The sequence below is a fragment of the Pseudomonas silesiensis genome, from assembly GCF_001661075.1.
Classification (GTDB): Bacteria; Pseudomonadota; Gammaproteobacteria; order Pseudomonadales; family Pseudomonadaceae; genus Aquipseudomonas; species Aquipseudomonas silesiensis.
In genome coordinates this window covers 3,508,818-3,527,721 of sequence record NZ_CP014870.1, presented here as the reverse complement: position 1 = coordinate 3,527,721, position 18,904 = coordinate 3,508,818, and the positions used below count along the sequence as shown (strand labels likewise).

The following is an 18,904-nucleotide window of genomic DNA, read 5'->3' as shown; positions in this document are numbered from 1 at the left end:
CGAGCAAGCTGCGCTCCTACAGGGGACGTGTGTTGCACCGAGGTATTTGCCAGCCAAAAAACGCCTTAAAGCAACGAAAGCGGATAGCTGATAAAAATCCGGTTTTCATCGAATTCGTTGGTACTGAAATCCCGGCGGATGGTCGCGTTGCGCCATTTGACGTTAAGGTTCTTCAGCGCGCCGCTCTGCACGGTGTAGGCCAGTTCCGATTCGCGACCCCATTCCTTGCCGTCGGTGATCGCGCCGGTGTGCACGTTATCGCCGCTGATGTAGCGGTTCATCATCGTCAGGCCCGGAATGCCGAGGGCGACGAAGTTGTAGTCGTGGCGCAGCTGCCAGGATTTTTCCTTGGCGTTGTCGTAGCTCGAGTTGAAGCTATCGTTGGCCAGGGTGCCGCCGCTGGTGCCGTTGACCCGCATCCAGACATCGTCGCCGCTGAGCTTTTGCAGGCCGACGTAGAAGGTGTTGCCGCCGTATTTGGCCGAGAGCAGGGCGAATGCGGTTTTGTTGTCGAGGTCGCCGGCCAGGGCGCTGCCGTCTTCCTTGCCGATGAAGTACCCGAGGTTGGCGCCCAGGGTCCAGTCGCCGATGGGCTGGCTGTGGCTCAGGTTGAAATACTGCTGCTGATAGATGTCGCTGAGTTCCGAGTACCAGACACCGACCTGGGTGCGCTTTTCGTTGAACGCGTACTCACCGCCGCCGAAGTTGAACCGGTCGGTGGTAAAGGCAGCCTTGCCGTTCATGAACATGTCTTCCATGCTCGCGTCGTTGCGCGGGCTGTTGGCGCGAAACTGACCGCCGTAGAGCGTCAGGCCGCTGATCTCGGTGGAGGTCACCTGGCCACCGCGGAAGGTCTGGGGCAGGGAGCGGCCGTCGTCGGAGCGCAGGATCGGCAACACCGGCATCCATTCGCCAACCTTTACTTCAGTCTTCGAGATTTTGCCTTTCAGCGCCACACCCAGCCGCCCGAAATTGTCCGCGGGGCGACCGTCGTCATGGATCGGCAACAACTGCGTGCCGCCGGTGCCTTTACCACCGTCAAGCTTCTGCGAGTACATACCCAGTACGTCTACGCCAAAACCGACTGGCCCCGGGGTGAACCCTGACTTCGCGTCGAGGATGAAACTTTGCGTCCACTCTTCAGCCTTGCCCTGGGCGTTGGCCGGGTTGGTGAAGTTGCGATTGAAATAGGCGTTGCGCAAGTTCAACGTGGCCTTGGCATCATCGACGAAGCCCTCGGCGTTGGCGGTCAGGGGCAGGGCGAAAGCCAGGCTGCTGAAGCTGATGAGGCCCAGGGCATGACGGCGTGCGAAGGTAGGACGAGGGGTGCTGACGGAGGAATTGCGGACGAGCTTGCTCACTGTGACGCTCCCGTTTACTTTTTTGTTTTTATTGTCGTCATACGTCGTCGTACAACATAGGGCGATTATTTGCGAGGATTCCGGGGATTGTCAATTAGAAGTTATACGATGACTTAACGACTTTGGTCGTATGTCGGTGAACTCTGTAGGAGCGAGCTTGCTCGCGATGGACGTCAACGATAACGCTGGAAACCTGACACCCGGCGGCACTCTCAGGTTCTTCGCGAGCAAGCTCGCTCCTACAGGGGGGCGTATTTCAGCTCATGATCATTGGCGGCAGGGTCCCCAGCAGCGATACCGCCGCCACCGCCCCAATCCCCAGCAACCATTCCAGGATCACACTTGTTTTCAGGGTTGACTGCCGCTGTTCGCAATCCTTGATCCGCAGTCGGTTGAACAGCGCCAGTCCCGACATGGCGGCGACCAGCACCACCTTGATCAGCAGAATCAGTGCGAAACCCGACAGCAGTGGCGTAGGCCAGAATTGCCCGGTCAGGACCCGCACATTGATCAGCCCCGTGATCACCAGCCCCGCCACCAATGCATAACCGACACCGCTGAAGCGTTGCAAGATCGCTTTGACGGCGTGTGTGTCCGGTCGCAGGAGGATCATCACCAGCACCATCAACCCCCCGAGCCAGGCACCGACGCAGATCAGATGGATGATCTGGTTAAGGATCAGCAACCGGCCTTCGTTGCCGTCAAGCATGGCGCCATGGCCCACCGGGGCCAATGTCGCCAGCAACAGGCCACTCAAGACGATTCGCCAGGGGAGGTTGTCGCGCAGCGGCGTCAGCAGCAACACCAGCAACAGCAGATTGAGCAGCAAATGCCAGCGCCAGACCTGACCGAAAAACGTCTTGCCCAACACCAGGCCCAGGGTCGACGGATCGAATGCCGCCGCCCAGCTACCGGCCATGCTGGCAGCGATCAGCAGCAACCAGCCGACACCGCTGAACAACGCCACCCCGGCAAGCCACTGGCATACCCGCGCCAGAGGTCGATCCAGCGCGGTTTCACGGCCTGACAGCAAAGGCTTGAATACCCAGGCCCCAAACAGCATCAACACCACGGTGAAATGCAGGAAACGGCACAGCACCATCGCACTGATCATGAATTACTGGCCAACCTTGAAGCCGTAGGCGCCTTCGCTTTTGTGGGTATCGACCGACACCGCATGCCACTCGACTTTGTACGCACCGGCCGCCAATGGCGCCGCGGGAGTCACGACCAGGGTCTTTTTATCGCTGCCTTCGGTGGCCAGGCTTTTCACCGGGACTGGGGCGCCGTCCTTGCTGATGCTGACTTTGGTAAAGGTCGCTTCCACGCCTTCGGAAAACACCAGGCGCAGTTCCGCCGGTGCGCTCACCGTGCTGTCCGCAGCCGGAGTCTGGCTTTTCAAATGGGCATGGGCCAACACCGATGAGGCGGCGAACAGTGAGCCGAGGAGGGCGGCGGTGGTCAGGGCGTTCTTGAGCAGCATCGTGGATACCTCAGAGGCAGGTTCGAAGAGGCGGGCAGTTTACCTGCATGAGCATGAAACCGGGCGTAGGAAGATTCGTTTTCCCCTGTCGCCCCGAAGTAGAGCGGATGCTAGTCTTGAGCAACGCTGGTGTCAGGGAGCCCTCATGGGCAATCACAAGATCGAAATCCGCCGCAGTAACGTCGAGAAAATTCTGCTGGGAGCCGAAAAGGTCTTCGCCGAAAAAGGCTTCGGCAGCACCGCCATGGCCGACATCGCCGCCGAGGTCCAGCTGCCGCGTTCCAACCTGCATTACTACTTCAGCACCAAGAGCGAGCTGTACAGCGCCGTGCTTTTCGACCTGCTCGAAGTCTGGAAACAGGACGCCCTGTGCTTCGAGATGTTCGACGACCCACGGGTGGTACTCAGCAGCTACATCCGCGCCAAGATGAACCACTCCCGCAGCCGGCCTTACGGGTCAAAAGTCTGGGCCAACGAAATCATCCACGGCGCGCCGACCCTGGGTGAGAAACTGGATGCGAGCCTGTACGACTGGGCCAAGATGAAAGAAGCGAAAATCCGCCAGTGGGTGGAGGACAAACGCATTTTGCCGGTGGAGCCTTCGAGCCTGCTTTATATGATTTGGGCATCGACTCAACATTATGCTGACTTTGATCATCAGGTGAATATTCTCAATGATCATCAGCCGTTGTCGGATATGCAGTTCGAGCGGGCGGTACAGACGGTGACCAGTGTGATATTGCGGGGGATTGGGTTGGAGCCGTAGTCTGCGCGCCGAAGTTATGGTGCTTGGGTATGAAGTTGTAGCAACGTTAGTTTTGCTCTATTTGTTTCTAATTGTTTTGGCTTGATTCTCAATACTTGTAATAGCGCTTTGCTTGGCAATTCTTCGAGCATAACCAGCGCGCTTGCGTACCATCTCGACCTGTTCATATGGAGCCCGTCGCGCTCTGATATCACTTAGTTCTTGGTTTAGTACGTCAAATTTATTTCGCAATTCCGTATTTTCATAATTGCTTGGGTTATCTTCACGTGCGTCATATTTGCGTGCGTCGGCAGCTAATTTACTTTCTTTTTCATATGCTTGTTGTTGGTGTTTAGTTCGTGCGGGATTTCCTTCTGTTCTTGTTCTTTTTGCCTTTTTTTCAGGCGGCAGTTTTGATCTTTGAGTTTTTATAGGAGAGGCAATCGGAGTAGCGGTATCAACAATTGGATTGGACGTTGATGCTGAGCGAGCGGCCCGGGCTATGGAGTGGGAGGAGCGGTGTGTTGTATTTAGTGGGGTGTTGGTAAGTGCTAATTTGGTACGTCTAGCGGTACGTTCAGCCAGATCTAATATTATTTTGAATTTTCCGTTTCCGGATGGATCCGAAAAATTGATGGGGTCGCCCTCGCAATATGCATATGGATTTATCCCCCCTGCACCAAACGGGCTCAACTCATCCGGACTGTTAAAACGCATCAAAACCGGATTAAAAGCCCGCTTGCCCTGGCCCAGTAAATAGTGCCCAGTGATCGAGTCGGGGCATTCACCATTAAACCCAAGCAAACGGCTCAGACCCCTTTCTGCCGGGTGATGGCCGTAGGCGGTGTAGGCCAATTGTTGCGGGTTTGTACCCCGGACCGCCTGCAGCAGCGAGTCGGCTTGGTCGGTGGCTAGAAGTGTGGTTTCGGTGCCGCCGGCTGCGATGTGTAGCTGCGCCAGCGGTTGGGCTTCATGGCGGAAGATGGTTCGTTGCGTCTGCTCTCCCAGTTTGGTAGTCAGATGGTCCTCCTGGTAAAAGCGCTGGTTGCGGGCTCCCTCCAGAACCCCCACGCCCGTGAGACGGTCCAGTGGGTCGTATTGATAGCGGCACAGCATCTTCAAGGATGAGGTTGACATGGTGCGGTCCTTCGCTGGCGAATTGGATGGGTGTCAGCTTCGGAGATATGGGGCGAGTCGTCTACTAGCAGAACTGATAGGTTGGATGGACGTCGGGCGGGGATTGGGTTGGAGCCTTGAGGATTTCGGTGGGGCTGCTGGCCTCTTCGCGGGCAAGCCTCGCTCCTACAGGGATTTATGTCGTACACAAATCCTGTGTACGCCAAAGAACTCTGTAGGAGCGAGGCTTGCCCGCGAAGGCGTCAGTTCAGTCAGCGCCTGCCTTAAACGGCAACATGATAAGGATTCCTCGGATCATGATCCCAATCCAGAAACGGCTTGCCGTTCTCCATCGGTACCATCTCGATGCAATCCTGCACCGGACAAGTGATCTGGCACAGGTTGCAGCCCACGCACTCCTCATCGATCACTTCATACCTGTGCGTGCCGTCCGCCTGTTTGAGGCTGGCCACCGCCTGGTGCGAGGTGTCTTCGCAGGCGATATGACAGCGACCGCAGCCGATGCAGGCTTCCTGATCAATCTTCGCGATCACCTGATAGTTGATATCAAGATACTTCCAGTCCGTGGTGTTGCCCACCGCACGTCCTGAAAAATCGGCGACGCTGGCATAACCCTGACTGTCCATCCAGCGTGACAAGCCATCCTTCATCTCGTCGACTATCCGGAAACCATGCAGCATCGCCGCCGTGCACACCTGCACCGCGCCGCTGCCCAGGGCGATGAATTCCGCCGCGTCGCGCCAGCTGCCAATCCCGCCGATGCCGCAAATCGGCAGGCCCTGGGTCTGCGGGTCGCGGGCGATTTCGGCGACCATGTTCAACGCGATCGGCTTGACCGCCGACCCGCAATAACCGCCGTGGGTGCTCTGGCTGCCGACGGCGGGATTGGCGACCATGCGTTCCAGGTTGACGCTGGTGATCGAGTTGATGGTGTTGATCAGCGATACGGCATCGGCGCCGCCACGATGGGCTGCGCGGGCGGCGACGCGGATGTCGGTGATGTTCGGCGTGAGCTTGACGATGACTGGCAGCGAGCAATACGTCTTGCACCAGCGGGTGACTTGCTCGACATACTCCGGCACTTGGCCGACCGCTGCGCCCATGCCCCGTTCCGGCATGCCGTGGGGGCAGCCGAAATTCAGCTCGATGCCGTCGGCACCGGTGGCTTCCACCAGCGGCAGGATGAATTTCCATGACTCTTCCACGCAGGGCACCATCAACGAGACGATTAGCGCGCGGTCCGGCCAGTCTTTTTTGACCTGGGTGATTTCCCGCAGGTTTATCTCCAACGACCGATCGGTGATCAGTTCGATGTTGTTGAAGCCCACTACTTCACGGTTGGGCCCGAAATGCGCGGAGTAGCGCGACGAGACGTTGACCGCCGCCGGGTCTTCTCCCAGGGTTTTCCAGACCACGCCGCCCCAACCCGCCTCGAAGGCGCGGACCACGTTGTAGGCCTTGTCGGTCGGTGGCGCGGAGGCCAGCCAGAACGGGTTGGGGGCTTTGATGCCGGCGAAGACAATCGAGAGATCGGCCATTTACGCAGCCTCCACGTTGAGCATGAGTTGGGCGTTGATGGCTTCGGCGGCCAGTTTGCCGTGCTGAACGGCCTGTACGGTGAGGTCCTGATCGAGGCTGGTGCAATCGCCGCCGGCATACACCCCGGGGATGCTGGTGCGCAGCTGTTCGTCCACCAGGATTCGCTCGCCCTGGCGCTTGAGTTCACGGGCCAGCGGATCGGCGAGGGCGCTGGCGTCGAAGGCCTGGCCGATGGCTTTGAAAATGGCGTCGGCGGCCAGTTCGAAGGTTTCCCCGGTGGTTTGCAGGCGACCTTCTACCAGGTGGGTGCGGGCGAAGCGCATGCCGCGCACCTGGCCCAGGTCGTCGAGCAAGACTTGTTCCGGTTGTGCCCACGTCAACAAGCGCACCTGATTGGCCTTGGCGATGTCCTGTTCGTGGCCGGTGGCACCCATGTCCTCGACACCGCGGCGATACACCAGGTTGACGTCGCGCGCACCGAGACGGGCCATTTGCACGGCCATGTCGATGGCGGTGTTGCCGGCACCGAGGACGATGCAGCGATCCGCCAGGGGCAGCAGGCTCAGGTCATCGGCCTGGCGCAATTCGCGGATGTAGTCGGTGGCGGCGAGCAGACCGGGTGCGTCTTCGTGAGGCAACCCCAGTTGCTTGCTGGCCGCCAACCCGAGCCCGAGGAACACCGCATCGAATTGTTGGTGCAGGTCGCTCAAGGTCAGGTTCTCTCCCAGTTTTTGCCCGTAGCGGATGTCGATGCCACCGATCTGCAGTAGGAATTCGAGCTCCTTCTGCGCGTAATCGTCCACCAGTTTGTACTTGGCGATCCCGTATTCATTGAGGCCGCCAGCCTTTTCCCGGGCCTCGAATATCACCACGTCATGCCCGTGCATGGCGCTGCGGTGAGCGCAGGACAAGCCGGCGGGGCCGGCACCGACCACAGCGATGCGCTTGCCCGTAGCCGCGGCGCGCTGGAACGGGTGTGCGCTGAAGTGCGCGTTGTCCACCGCGTACCGTTGCAACAGGCCGATCAGCACCGGGGCGCATTCCTCGGCGTTGTTGCGCACACAGGCTTGCTGGCAGAGGATTTCCGTCGGGCACACCCGCGCGCAACTGCCGCCGAGGATATTGGCCGAGAGGATTTTCTGCGCGGCACCCTGCACGTTTTCCTGGTGGATGTTGCGGATGAACGAGGGAATGTCGATGTCGCTCGGACAGGCATTCACGCAGGGCGCGTCGTAGCAATACAGACAACGCGAGGCTTCCAGATGGGCCTGGCGGTCGTTGAGTGGCGGGGCCAGGTCGGTGAAATGGCTGGCGAGGGCGGCCGCATTCTCATGGGGATGCGGGAGGTGGTTCAGGGTCTTGATCACGGTGTTGGCCTCACGGTTATTTGAGGTATTGCCTCTGGTGGGCATTGGTTTTTTTGTTGTCTGGGCCGGCCTCTTCGCGGCGGTGCGGCGATCCGACAAGCCTCGCTCCTACAGGGGAATGCATTTCAACTGTAGGAGCGAGGCTTGCCCGCGATAGGCCGAAGGCCGCTCTCAGCGTTTCACTGCAACCGGCCGATTCAACTCAGCCCGCTTGCTCAGCAAATCAAACACCGCCGGATACGCCGGCCGCTCGACATACCGTCCTGCACCACGCTCGGCCCGCAAGTCGCCATCGGCCCAGACCACTCGCCCTTGGCTGATGGTGTGACTCGGCACGCCGCGTACGGTCTTGCCTTCGAAGATGTTGAAGTCGACCTGCTGGTGATGCGTCTTCGCCGAAATCGTGCGCGTACCCTGGGGATCCCACAGCACCAGATCGGCATCGGCACCGACGCGAATCGCACCCTTGCGCGGATAGAGGTTGAAGATCTTCGCGGTGTTGGTGGAGGTCAGTGCAACGAAATGCTGCATCGACAAACGCCCGCTGTTCACCCCTTCGTCCCAGAGCACCGCCATGCGATCTTCGATCCCGGCGGTGCCGTTGGGGATCTTGCTGAAGTCATCACGGCCGGCGGCTTTTTGCTCGGCGCAGAAGCAGCAGTGATCCGTGGCGGTGGTGTGCAGGTTGCCCGATTGCAAACCGTGCCACAGCGCTTCCTGATGGCCGCGAGGACGGAAGGGCGGGCTCATCACGTAACCGGCAGCGGTCTGCCAGTCCGGGTGTTGGTAAACGCTGTCGTCCAGCAGCAGATGCCCGGCCAGCACCTCGCCGTAGACTTGCTGCCCCTTGCTGCGCGCGTAGGTGATTTCGTCGAGGGCTTCCTTGGTCGAGACGTGCACCAGGTACAAGGGTGTGCCCAGGGTTTCGGCGATACGGATCGCGCGGCTCGCCGCTTCGCCTTCAACCTGCGAAGGCCTCGACAGCGGATGCGCCTCAGGGCCGGTCATGCCCTGCGCCATCAACTTGCGTTGCAGGTGATAGACCAGTTCACCGTTTTCCGCGTGCACGGTCGGCACCGCGCCCAGCTCCAGGCAGCGTTCGAAACTCGCCACCAGGGTGTCGTCGGCGGCCATGATCGCGTTCTTGTAGGCCATGAAATGCTTGAAGCTGTTGACGCCATGCTGGCTGACCAGTTCGGCCATTTCTTCGCGAACCTGCTCGCTCCACCAGGTGATGGCGACATGGAAGCCGTAATCCGATGCCGACTTCTCGGCCCAGCCGCGCCACTGATGAAACGCTTCCATCAGCGACTGCTGCGGATTGGGAATCACGAAGTCGATGATCGACGTGGTGCCTCCGGCAAGTCCCGCCGCGGTGCCGCTGAAAAAATCCTCGCTGGCCACGGTGCCCATGAAGGGCAGTTGCATGTGCGTATGCGGGTCGATGCCGCCGGGCATCAGGTATTGGCCGCTGCCGTCGAGCACTTCGGCGTCCGCCGGTACATCAAGGTTGTCACCGATGGCTTTGATCACGCCGTCGGCGCAATAGACGTCGGCACGATAACTTTCATCATGGGTAACAAGGGTGGCGCCACGGATCAACAGAGACATTCCGAGTTCCTCGCAGGCAATGACCGACTGGTGCCGGTTCTAAATGTTTTATATGAAGCGGGCACCAACAGGTGTATTCCTGTCAGTGCTGTCAAGAATAGACGCTAGCTGCAGTTTGGGAATTGGGCAAGAATATTTTTATAAGCTTATACATTTATTAAAGTGTTGATATTGAAAGATAAATTAACAAGTTCACTGAAATGGTGAGGCCTCTCACCATTTTGACGCACTTGACAGGTTCTGAAAATGAACGAGATTTCTATGTGAAATCAGCCGCTTGAAGGATGGTCTATGGTTGATGCGCAAGCTTGAAAAAAACAGCTGCACCAGATTGAGTCCTGGCTGTTTGGACGATGTGTCGGATAGTCAGCCCAACGGGTATGACAAGTAAACGAGAATTCATATTCTGATAATTAAAAATGATGTACATCAGTGGCTTACAAAGTTTTTATGGAACTGCCCGATGCACAGGCGGGGTGCCCGGCACGGTTATTGATGCCATCGGCCCCTGATGAGCAAAAAATAATTCAAAGAACAGTGGAGCGGCCATGCAACAGATCAGATCGCAAGTGACCGAGCGCGACGGCTTGTTCGAGCTCGAAGCCGGCAGCGACGTTCTCGACAGTCCCCGTTACAACCACGACATGGCACCGACCAAGGTGCGCGAGCGAACCTGGAACAAATGGCACATCACCGCCTTGTGGGTCGGCATGGCGATCTGCGTGCCGACCTATACCCTGGGGGGCGTACTCACCGCCTACTTCGGCCTGAGCGTGGGCGAGGCGTTGCTGGCGATCCTGTTTGCCAACATCATCGTCCTGGTCCCGCTGACGCTTAACGCGTTCCCCGGTACTAAATACGGTATTCCGTTTCCGGTGCTGCTGCGTTCGTCCTTCGGCATCCTCGGCTCTAACATCCCGTGCCTGATCCGCGCGTTGGTGGCCTGCGGCTGGTTCGGTATCCAGACAATGTTCGGCGGATTGGCGATCCATCTGTTCCTGGGATCGGTGTTCGAGGGCTGGAAGTCACTGGGCGGTACCGGTGAAGTCATCGGCTTCATGGTGTTCTGGGTGCTGAACCTGTGGGTGGTGATTCGTGGGGCCGAATCGATAAAGTGGCTGGAAACCCTGTCGGCACCGCTGCTGGTGCTGGTCGGTGTGGGGCTGCTGGTGTGGGCGATGCCGAATGTGTCGATGACCGAGTTGCTGGCGATCCCGCCCAAGCGTCCGGAAGGGGCGAGCGTGGTCAGTTACTTCGCCGCCGGGCTGACCGCGATGGTCGGGTTCTGGGCCACCTTGTCGTTGAACATCCCGGACTTCAGCCGCTATGCGAAAAGCCAGAAGGACCAGATTGTCGGGCAGATCATCGGCTTGCCCCTGACCATGTTCCTGTTCGCCTCCCTCGGTGTGGTAATGACGGCCGCGTCCGTGAAACTGGTGGGCGTCACCGTCTCCGATCCGGTCACCCTGATCGGTCATATCCAGAGCCCGGTGTGGGTTGCACTGGCCATGGCGCTGATCATCATCGCCACGCTGTCGACCAACACCGCAGCCAACATCGTTTCGCCGACCAACGACTTTCAGAACATCGCGCCCAAGGTCATCAACCGGACCAAGGCGGTGATGCTCACCGGACTGGTCGGGCTGGTGCTGATGGGGCATGAACTGCTGAAAAAGCTTGGGCTGATCGTTTCCGATCTGAGCCTGGAAACGGTCTATTCCAACTGGTTGCTGGGTTACTCCAGTTTGCTGGGCCCGATCGCCGGGATCATGGTGGTGGACTATTTCCTGATCAAGAAGCAGCAACTGGACCTGGCCGGGCTGTATCGGGATGACGTTTACCCGGCCTGGAACTGGTTCGGGTTTATCGCCTTCGGGGTGCCGGTGGTGTTGACGTTGTTGTCGCTTGGCAGTGATGCGTTCAGCTGGTTCTACAGCTATGGCTGGTTTACCGGATCGGCACTCGGCGGGTTGATTTATTACGGGTTGAGTGCGATGCGGCCGAGTCCCACTGCGGTGAAATCTGCGGTGTGAGGGAGGGCCCTTTCGCTGGCAAGCCAGCGAAGGCGGCCTCATGAACGACAAAGAACTGCCTGAAGAAACCTATAACAACTGCCTGAGGAGATCATCATGAACGCTGCCATCGACGTTCTGCAATCCACCCATCAGCACATCAACCGCGACCGCCTGTGGCAGTCGCTCATGGAACTGGCCCAACTCGGCGCCACGGTCAAGGGCGGCGTCTGTCGCCTGGCCCTGACCGACCTCGACCGCCAGGCCCGGGATATTTTCGTGCGGTGGTGCGAGGAGGCCGGGTGCACCGTCAGCATCGACGCCGTGGGCAACATCTTCGCCCGCCGCCCCGGGCGCAATCCGGACTTGCCACCGGTCATGACCGGCAGCCATATCGACACCCAACCCACCGGCGGCAAGTTCGATGGCTGCTTCGGTGTGCTGGCGGGCGTCGAAGTCCTGCGCACCCTCAACGACCTGGGGGTGGAAACCGAAGCACCGCTGGAAGTGGTGGTCTGGACCAACGAAGAAGGCTCGCGCTTCGCCCCCTGCATGATGGGCTCCGGTGTGTTCGCGGAAAAATTCACCCTGGAAGAAACCCTGGCCAAGGTCGATGCCGAAGGTGTCACAGTCGGCGAAGCGCTGAATGCCATCGGCTACGCCGGCCCGCGCAAGGTCAGCGGTCACGCGGTCGGTGCCTACTTCGAAGCGCACATCGAGCAAGGCCCGATCCTTGAAGACGAACACAAGACCATTGGCGTCGTCATGGGCGCCCTCGGGCAAAAATGGTTCGACCTGAAACTGCGCGGCGTCGAAGCCCACGCCGGCCCGACCCCGATGCACTTGCGCAAGGACGCCCTGGTCGGCGCCTCGATTATCGTCGGCGCCGTCAACCGCGCCGCCCTCGGCCACCAACCCCATGCCTGCGGCACCGTCGGTTGCCTGCAAGCCTACCCCGGCTCACGCAACGTCATCCCCGGTGAAGTTCGCATGACCCTGGACTTCCGTCATCTGGAACCGGCACGCCTGGATTCAATGATTGCCGAGGTCCGTGAGGTGATCGAAACCACCTGCCAGACCCACGGCCTGACTTATGAGCTGACGCCCACTGCCGATTTCCCACCCTTGTATTTCGATCAGGGTTGCGTGGAAGCGGTACGCGGTGCCGCCCAAGGGCTGGGCCTGTCGCACATGGACATCGTCAGCGGGGCAGGGCACGACGCAATCTTCCTCGCCGAACTCGGCCCGGCCGGGATGATCTTCGTGCCTTGCGAAGGCGGCATCAGCCACAACGAAATCGAGAACGCCGCGCCGGATGACCTGGCGGCCGGTTGTGCGGTGCTGTTGCGCGCGATGCTGGCGGCGTCCGCCGCCATCGCATCTGGAAAACTGGCGGCCTGAAGCGCAAAAGATTGCAGCTAAATTGGCCTTATACCCGGCATGCCCATGAACAGGCTCTGCACGATCAGGCTCGCCAGCGGTCGTAATCTTCACAGGCCGCACGCAAACGCGCCGTTATACCGTGGAGATGCAATGAGCCAGGACGTCCTGACCACCGAAACCAATCGCCGGCAGTTGCAGCAGATCATCGCGGGGCTGTCCGACGGGGTGATTCTGCTGGAACTCGACCAGACCATTCTCTGGGCCAACGAGGCCGCGCTGGCCATGCACGGTGTCAGCCGGATGGGTGACCTGGGCCGCGATGCCAGGGATTACGCCAGGCGTTTCACCTTGCGCTATCGCAATAATCATCCGGTCCCGGCCGACCATTACCCGATCAGCCGAGTGGCTCGCGGCGAGACCTTCAGTGACGTCCTGGTCGAGGTGATACCGACTGGCGACGAAGAGCGCTCCTGGGTGCACAACGTGCGCAGCATGGTCCTGACCGACAATGCTGGCGAACCGGAGTCGTTGGTGTTGATCATGGACGATGTCACCGAGTGGGCCAGTGCCGAGCAGCGTTTCGAAAAGACCTTCAACGCCAATCCGGCTCCCGCGGTGATCTGCCGTCTCAGCGATTTGCGCTACATCAAAGTCAACCCCGGCTTCCTCGAGATGACCGGCTATGCCCGTGATCAGGTTATCGGCACCACGACCTATGAACTGGACGTGCTGGATGGGGCCGAAAACAAGGACCTGGCCAAACAGCGGTTGCGCGAAGGAGCGACCATTCCGCAAATGTCGGCGCAGCTGCAATTATCCGACGGTGGTTGCAGACAGGTCATCGTTGCCGGCCAACCCCTTGAACTCAACGACGAAGCCTGCATGCTGTTTTCATTTGTCGACATGGAGCCGCGGCACAAGGCCGAAATCGCTCTGCGCCAGAGTGAGGAGCGTTTTGCCAAGGCGTTTCGCCTGAGCCCGGTACCGATCCTGGTGTGTGGCGCCCATGATCAGGTGGTGATGGACGTCAATAAAGCCTTTCTCGATACCTTTGCGTACCCCGGTGAAGAGGTCTTCGGCAGGACCATCGCGCAGATCGATTTCATCCATGACAAGGGCGCACGCACCCGGCTGTTTGCAACACTGGAAAAAACCGCAAGCCTGGATCGCATTGATGTTCGCGTCCGTCGAAAAGACGGCGAATTGATCGATTGCGCGGTGTCGGCCGATACCGTGGCCATTCAGGATGGCCTTTGCTACCTGCTGGTATTGATGGACGTCACAGAACGTAAACGCACGGAGCTTGAACTGATATCGGCCATCGAAGAGGTGATGAAAGATGCCTCCTGGTTCAGCCGTACGCTGATCGAGAAGCTCGCCAACGTGAAGAAGGTCAGTTCGCCGACATTGCCCCGCGTCTCCTTCACCGACCTGACTGCCCGGGAACGCGATGTGCTCGGCCTGATCTGTGAAGGGCTGGCCGACAAGGAAATCGCGGTGAGGCTGAAGCTGGCGACCAACACGGTGCGCAATCATGTGTCGACGGTATATTCCAAGCTGGATGTGCACAGTCGCAGCGAGGCGATTGTCTGGGCCCGCGAGCGCGGGTTGTTCTCTGGCGAGTGGCGGCCCAAAGGGCATCGTTAAGGTGCAAATGCACTAGTTGGGACGGTGCAAATGGATGTTCTGGCCACGGGCGACAGTTCGTAGCCTGTAAGGGTGCGATACGAGTCTTCGGAGGGTTATCGCGTCCCCTTTGGAACATTCAAGGAACAGTCACATGGGTCATCAAAAGTTCGAGGGTGCGGTTGTGCCGCTGCACGGTGAGTTGCGATGATTTATCTGTCGCAATTGCGCGCGGAACTGGAGCACAGTTTTTCGCCATTGGCCTGCGAATGCACTATGTCAGGTGACAGTTCGCTGACCGTGAAGCTTTATCACCCGGTGTCGGGGCAGGTGGACCTGGTGGTCAGCGGATTGACCGTAGCGGCGCTGCGCACGCCCGAGGCGGTTGTCGCCCTGATCGAAGAATTACGCTATGAACTGGAAAGCAACGGTCTGCATCGGTCTGATCCGGTGGTATAGGAATCGCCAGGTTTACGGGCGTCGGACTGGCATTGGCGGGCGACTGGTCTATAAGGAATACGAGAGTATTTTTTCTGTGACCGGTCCGCGGGATGGCGGTGGAGTTCCTGTGTTGCGGAAATGTGTCGATCACTTACCGCGGGTCAGCCTATGAAAAGTCTTGGGAAACGCATTGTAGCGCCACTGTCGTTGGCATTCTTTACCGCGATTCTGGGGGGCTGTGCCAGTCCGCCACCACCCCCTCCCGCCGCACCGCCGCCACCCCCTGAACGCACTTGCCAGACCTCGGAAAACACCGAGGTGCAAGGTGATATGAGGGCTGAGGGGCAGGTGACCCGTCACACGACGCTCACTCGGTGCATCACGCAGTAAGCACCGCTGTGTTTGCGGGTACCGCCAGTGGCACTGTGTCGCTGGCGGTTTCGCTCAGAGCTCGTCGATCCTGTTCGATGACAGCAACTCCGTATCAGGACAGGAAACCGCCATCCACATTCAACGACACACCCGTGGTGTAACTCGACGCATCGCTGGCCAGGTAAAGCACGGCCCCGGCCATCTCGCTCGGATCCGCCACACGCTTGAGCGGAATCTGCTGCAACGCGGTGTTCAGGATCGTCTCGTTCTTCACCAGCGCCGAAGCGAACTTGGTATCCGTCAGACCTGGCAGCAGGGCATTGCAGCGGATGCCGAACTGCGCGCACTCCTTGGCGAATACCTTGGTCATGTTGATCACTGCGGCCTTGGTCACCGAGTAGATGCCCTGGAAGATCCCCGGCGATACGCCGTTGATTGAAGCCACGTTGATGATGCTGCCGCCGCCGTTCTCGCGCATTAGCTTGCCGGCTTCCACCGACATGAAGAAGTAGCCGCGGATGTTGACGTCCACGGTTTTCTGAAAGGCGCCGAGGTCAGTGTCCAGTACGTTGCAGAATTGCGGGTTGGTGGCGGCGTTGTTGACCAGGATGTCCAGGCGCCCGAACTGTTCCTTGATGCCGGCGAAGACCTGGCTGATCTGTTCCATTTCGCCGATATGGCAAGCGATCGCGGTGGCTTTGCCGCCGGCAGCGATGATGGCGTCGGCCACGTGCTGGCAGCCCTCGAGCTTGCGGCTCGAGACGATGACGTGGGCGCCTTGCTGGGCCAGCAACTTCGCGATGGCTTCACCAATGCCGCGGCTGGCACCGGAAACGAAAGCGATCTTGCCGTCGAGGTCGAACAATTGGGTCTTGGACATGGGTTTTCCTTGTTAGGGTGGCCTGATGTTTGTAGGAGCCAGGCTTGCCGGCGAAGGCGTACTTGAATTCGCTTCGCCGGCAAGCCTGGCTCCTACGAGTCCTGTGTTGTTATCAGAGGCTGGATTTGTGAATGACCTGCAGACTCATCTGCTCCAGCAGTTTGTTCATGTGAATGAACTGTGCGAAGCGTTTGTCCTGGGTCTGACCATGGAAGAAGCGGTAGTAGATCTGCTGCACGATACCGGCCAGGCGGAACAGGCCGTAGGTATAGTAGAAATCGAAATTGTCGATTTTGATGCCTGAACGTTGAGCGTAGTAATCGACGAATTCGCGGCGGGTCAGCATGCCTGGGGCGTGGCTCGGTTGGCGACGCATCAACTGCACCGGCGCCGGGTCGTCGGCTTCGATCCAGTAGGCGAGAGTGTTGCCCAGGTCCATCAACGGGTCGCCAAGTGTGGTCAATTCCCAGTCGAGCACGCCGATGATCTGCATCGGATTGTTCGGGTCGAGGATCACGTTATCGAAGCGGTAGTCGTTGTGCACGATGCTCGACGTAGGGTGATCGGCCGGCATTTTGTCGTTTAGCCAGGCCTTGACCGCTTGCCACTGCGGTGCGTCCGGGGTCAGGGCTTTTTCGTAGCGTTCGCCCCAGCCTTTGATCTGCCGCGCGACGTAACCTTCAGGTTTGCCGAGGTCGCCAAGGCCATAGGCGTTGTAATCGACCTGATGCAGTTCGACGAATTTGTCGATGAAGCTCTTGCACAGGGTTTCGGTCTTTGCCGAATCCAGTCCCAGCTCCGGTGGCAGTTCAGCGCGCAGGATGATGCCCTTGACCCGTTCCATCACATAGAACTCGGCGCCGATCACCGATTCATCGGTGCAGTGCACGTAGGCTTTAGGACAGTACGGAAAACCGTCCCGGAGCTGATTGAGGATCCGGAACTCACGGCCCATGTCGTGGGCAGACTTGGCCTTGTGGCCGAATGGCGGTCGACGCAGGACGAATTCCTGTTCGGGGTATTCCAGCAAGTAGGTGAGGTTGGACGCACCGCCGGGAAACTGGCTGATGGCAGGCTGGCCACTGAGGCCAGGAATATGAGCCTTGAGGTACGGATCGATCAGGCTGGCATCGAGTTCTTCGCCGGAGCGGATACGGGTGGACTGGTCAGTAAGCGCCATGCTTATCCCTTCTGCTTATTCTGGAGGCCTGAAACTATTGGCTAATCTAATGCGCACACCCGACACCCACAACCACGAGCAGCCCTTATAGGTGAGCGTGTTGCCGGGCAATCATTGCTTTTGATACAACTGTTTGAATGATGGCCTAAAGCGCTGCCTTGGTCCGGGTAGCTGGCAGATCGATAGGGGTGAGCACCGGGTTTCCGGAAAAGAACGCCACCAGATTGCGACCCACCAGCTCCACGGTTCCCTGGGTTGCCTCAGGCGACAAACCGGCGACGTGCGGCGTCAGGATCACATTGGCCAGTGCCTTGAATGCATCCGGCACACGGGGTTCGGCATCGAAGACATCCAGTGCGGCACCGGCAATTCGACGCTGTTCCAACGCGCTGATCAGATCCGCGGTGACGACGACGCTGGCCCGGGCGATGTTGACGACAAAGCCTTTGGGGCCCAAGGCATCGAGCACTTGTTTGTTGATCAGGTGTTTGGTGCCCAGGCCGCCGGGGGTGGCGACGATCAGAAAGTCCGACGCACGCGCCAGCTCGGTGGGCGTCGAGCAGAAACTGTAGGGCACGTCGCTGCGATGCTGGCGGTTGTGGTAGCTCACCGTCATGTCGAAGCCGTGTGCCGCGCGTTTCGCAATGGCCATGCCGACTGCGCCGAGGCCAAGGATGCCCAGGCGTTTGCCCGCCAGGGAAGGGCGCATGATTTTTGGCCATTCGCCGCGGCGCACGGCGGCGTCGCAGCGGGGAATGTCGCGCACCAGTGCCAGGAGCATGGCCATGGCGTGGTCGGCCACCGATGACGCGTTGACCCCGGCGCCGTTGGTGACCGTGAGGCCCCGGTCGGCGGCGGCTTGAAGGTCGACCTGTTCGTAGCCTGCGCCGATCACGCAGATAATCTTGAGATTGGGCAGGGCGGCGATTTCATCGGCATACAGCCCCAAAGGACCGCGAGTCAGCACCGCATCGATCTGGCCGCCGTGCCGGGTGATGGCTGCAGCACGTTCGGCGGGCGTCGGGGCCAGAATCAGGTGGAAGCCTTGATGCTCGAGAATCGGCAGGTAATCATTGATGGTTTCAACCAGTACCAGAACGGTTGCGGGCATTACGCGGCTCCTGTGATCGTGACGTGTCGGCGTGAAAAACATTTTCAGGGTGCTGATTCCCAAGCGGATTGGCAATGGTCGCCAATCCCGGAGACGGTGTTTTTAGTCTGGACCGCTTCCTGAAAGAAGCAAACTCGTGGTTGAGGGCAGACGGAGCCGATGTCACGTCACTGGGCAGCACACTGCAAATACAGTGTGCTGCCGCAGCGTCACTGGGCAGTTCGCTGCTTTAGTACTCTGTCTCGTTCCGCCAGTGCAATAGCTTTGGCATCATAGGTCGGATAGAACTCGGTCTTGAAACTTCCCCATGCTGTTCTTTCGAATGCAAGATTTACTTCTATCAGGCGGGAGGCCGGGAAACGCAATGTGACGATTTGGCCGATACCCATCACGGTATTCCAACTGACGACTTCTACCCCCTCAGGTGGAAAGGCCTCGTAGTATCCTTGCTTTTCAAGTTGGGTCTTCAGTTCAGGCAAAGATCGTGATTGATCGTGCTTTAGAAAGACGGTCAGCATGATGGCATTGTCTGGCGTGGCAACGGCATTTTTTGCCGGGGAGGGCGTAGTGGGTTGCGCGTTGGCAACGGAGAACGTCGAGGCGATCAGTACCGTAGATAGCAGTAACGTTTTGAGAGTTTTTTGCATATTGAAACT

16 protein-coding genes are annotated in these 18,904 nt (G+C 59.1%); 5 read left to right on the top strand and 11 right to left on the bottom strand.

Translation table 11 applies throughout. From position 1 onward, the window contains the following. Positions 1-65 precede the first annotated feature (65 nt). The 3 genes from PMA3_RS15600 to copC form a co-directional block, all read right to left on the bottom strand. Positions 66-1,361 carry an OprD family porin gene (locus PMA3_RS15600; RefSeq protein WP_064678004.1) on the bottom strand — a complete coding sequence of 432 codons (1,296 nt, stop codon included), beginning with the start codon at positions 1,359-1,361 and terminating at the stop codon, positions 66-68. A 256-nt stretch (positions 1,362-1,617) separates the two neighbouring features. Next, entirely contained in the window at positions 1,618-2,475 is an 858-nt protein-coding gene (copD, locus tag PMA3_RS15595; protein ID WP_064678003.1) for a copper homeostasis membrane protein CopD, read from the bottom strand. A gap of 3 nt (positions 2,476-2,478) precedes the next feature. Further along, positions 2,479-2,844, bottom strand: coding sequence for a copper homeostasis periplasmic binding protein CopC (gene copC, locus PMA3_RS15590; RefSeq protein ID WP_064678002.1), 366 nt, complete (start codon positions 2,842-2,844; stop codon positions 2,479-2,481). Between the two features lie 145 nt (positions 2,845-2,989). On the opposite strand from copC, the gene PMA3_RS15585 reads away from it, so the two are divergent. Continuing rightward, positions 2,990-3,610, top strand: a complete 621-nt coding sequence (locus PMA3_RS15585) for a TetR/AcrR family transcriptional regulator (RefSeq protein ID WP_064678001.1) — start codon at positions 2,990-2,992, stop codon at positions 3,608-3,610. A gap of 57 nt (positions 3,611-3,667) precedes the next feature. Here the strand turns inward: PMA3_RS15585 and PMA3_RS30825 are convergent, their stop codons facing one another. The 4 genes from PMA3_RS30825 to hydA all read right to left on the bottom strand — a co-directional run bounded on the left by PMA3_RS30825 (position 3,668) and on the right by hydA (position 9,243). Next, a complete protein-coding gene (locus tag PMA3_RS30825) occupies positions 3,668-4,726 on the bottom strand; it encodes an RHS repeat-associated core domain-containing protein (protein ID WP_082930341.1) in 1,059 nt (352 codons plus the stop codon). Positions 4,727-4,989: 263 nt separating this feature from the next. Further along, positions 4,990-6,264 (bottom strand): NAD-dependent dihydropyrimidine dehydrogenase subunit PreA, encoded by a 1,275-nt coding sequence (gene preA, locus PMA3_RS15580; protein ID WP_064678000.1) that lies wholly within the window; start codon positions 6,262-6,264, stop codon positions 4,990-4,992. Next, complete coding sequence (locus PMA3_RS15575) at positions 6,265-7,632, bottom strand: NAD(P)-dependent oxidoreductase (protein WP_064680717.1); 1,368 nt, start codon at positions 7,630-7,632, stop codon at positions 6,265-6,267. Between the two features lie 171 nt (positions 7,633-7,803). Continuing rightward, positions 7,804-9,243, bottom strand: a complete 1,440-nt coding sequence (gene hydA, locus PMA3_RS15570; protein WP_064677999.1) for a dihydropyrimidinase — start codon at positions 9,241-9,243, stop codon at positions 7,804-7,806. 548 nt (positions 9,244-9,791) lie between these two features. Here hydA and PMA3_RS15565 point away from each other — a divergent pair. From PMA3_RS15565 to PMA3_RS15550, 4 genes are all read left to right on the top strand, one after another. Then, a complete protein-coding gene (locus tag PMA3_RS15565; RefSeq protein ID WP_064677998.1) occupies positions 9,792-11,276 on the top strand; it encodes an NCS1 family nucleobase:cation symporter-1 in 1,485 nt (494 codons plus the stop codon). Positions 11,277-11,372: 96 nt separating this feature from the next. Next, entirely contained in the window at positions 11,373-12,656 is a 1,284-nt protein-coding gene (locus tag PMA3_RS15560; protein ID WP_064677997.1) for a Zn-dependent hydrolase, read from the top strand. A gap of 132 nt (positions 12,657-12,788) precedes the next feature. Then, a complete protein-coding gene (locus PMA3_RS15555) occupies positions 12,789-14,285 on the top strand; it encodes a helix-turn-helix transcriptional regulator (RefSeq protein WP_064677996.1) in 1,497 nt (498 codons plus the stop codon). Positions 14,286-14,471: 186 nt separating this feature from the next. Then, positions 14,472-14,723 (top strand): DUF1652 domain-containing protein, encoded by a 252-nt coding sequence (locus PMA3_RS15550; RefSeq protein ID WP_064677995.1) that lies wholly within the window; start codon positions 14,472-14,474, stop codon positions 14,721-14,723. Positions 14,724-15,189: 466 nt separating this feature from the next. Here the strand turns inward: PMA3_RS15550 and PMA3_RS15545 are convergent, their stop codons facing one another. The 4 genes from PMA3_RS15545 to PMA3_RS15530 form a co-directional block, all read right to left on the bottom strand. Continuing rightward, a complete protein-coding gene (locus tag PMA3_RS15545; protein WP_064677994.1) occupies positions 15,190-15,957 on the bottom strand; it encodes an SDR family oxidoreductase in 768 nt (255 codons plus the stop codon). A 112-nt stretch (positions 15,958-16,069) separates the two neighbouring features. Continuing rightward, positions 16,070-17,137 (bottom strand): phosphotransferase family protein, encoded by a 1,068-nt coding sequence (locus tag PMA3_RS15540; RefSeq protein WP_064677993.1) that lies wholly within the window; start codon positions 17,135-17,137, stop codon positions 16,070-16,072. 145 nt (positions 17,138-17,282) lie between these two features. Continuing rightward, complete coding sequence (locus PMA3_RS15535) at positions 17,283-18,248, bottom strand: 2-hydroxyacid dehydrogenase (RefSeq protein ID WP_064677992.1); 966 nt, start codon at positions 18,246-18,248, stop codon at positions 17,283-17,285. A 209-nt stretch (positions 18,249-18,457) separates the two neighbouring features. Further along, a complete protein-coding gene (locus PMA3_RS15530) occupies positions 18,458-18,895 on the bottom strand; it encodes a hypothetical protein (RefSeq protein ID WP_064677991.1) in 438 nt (145 codons plus the stop codon). Positions 18,896-18,904: the final 9 nt, after the last annotated feature.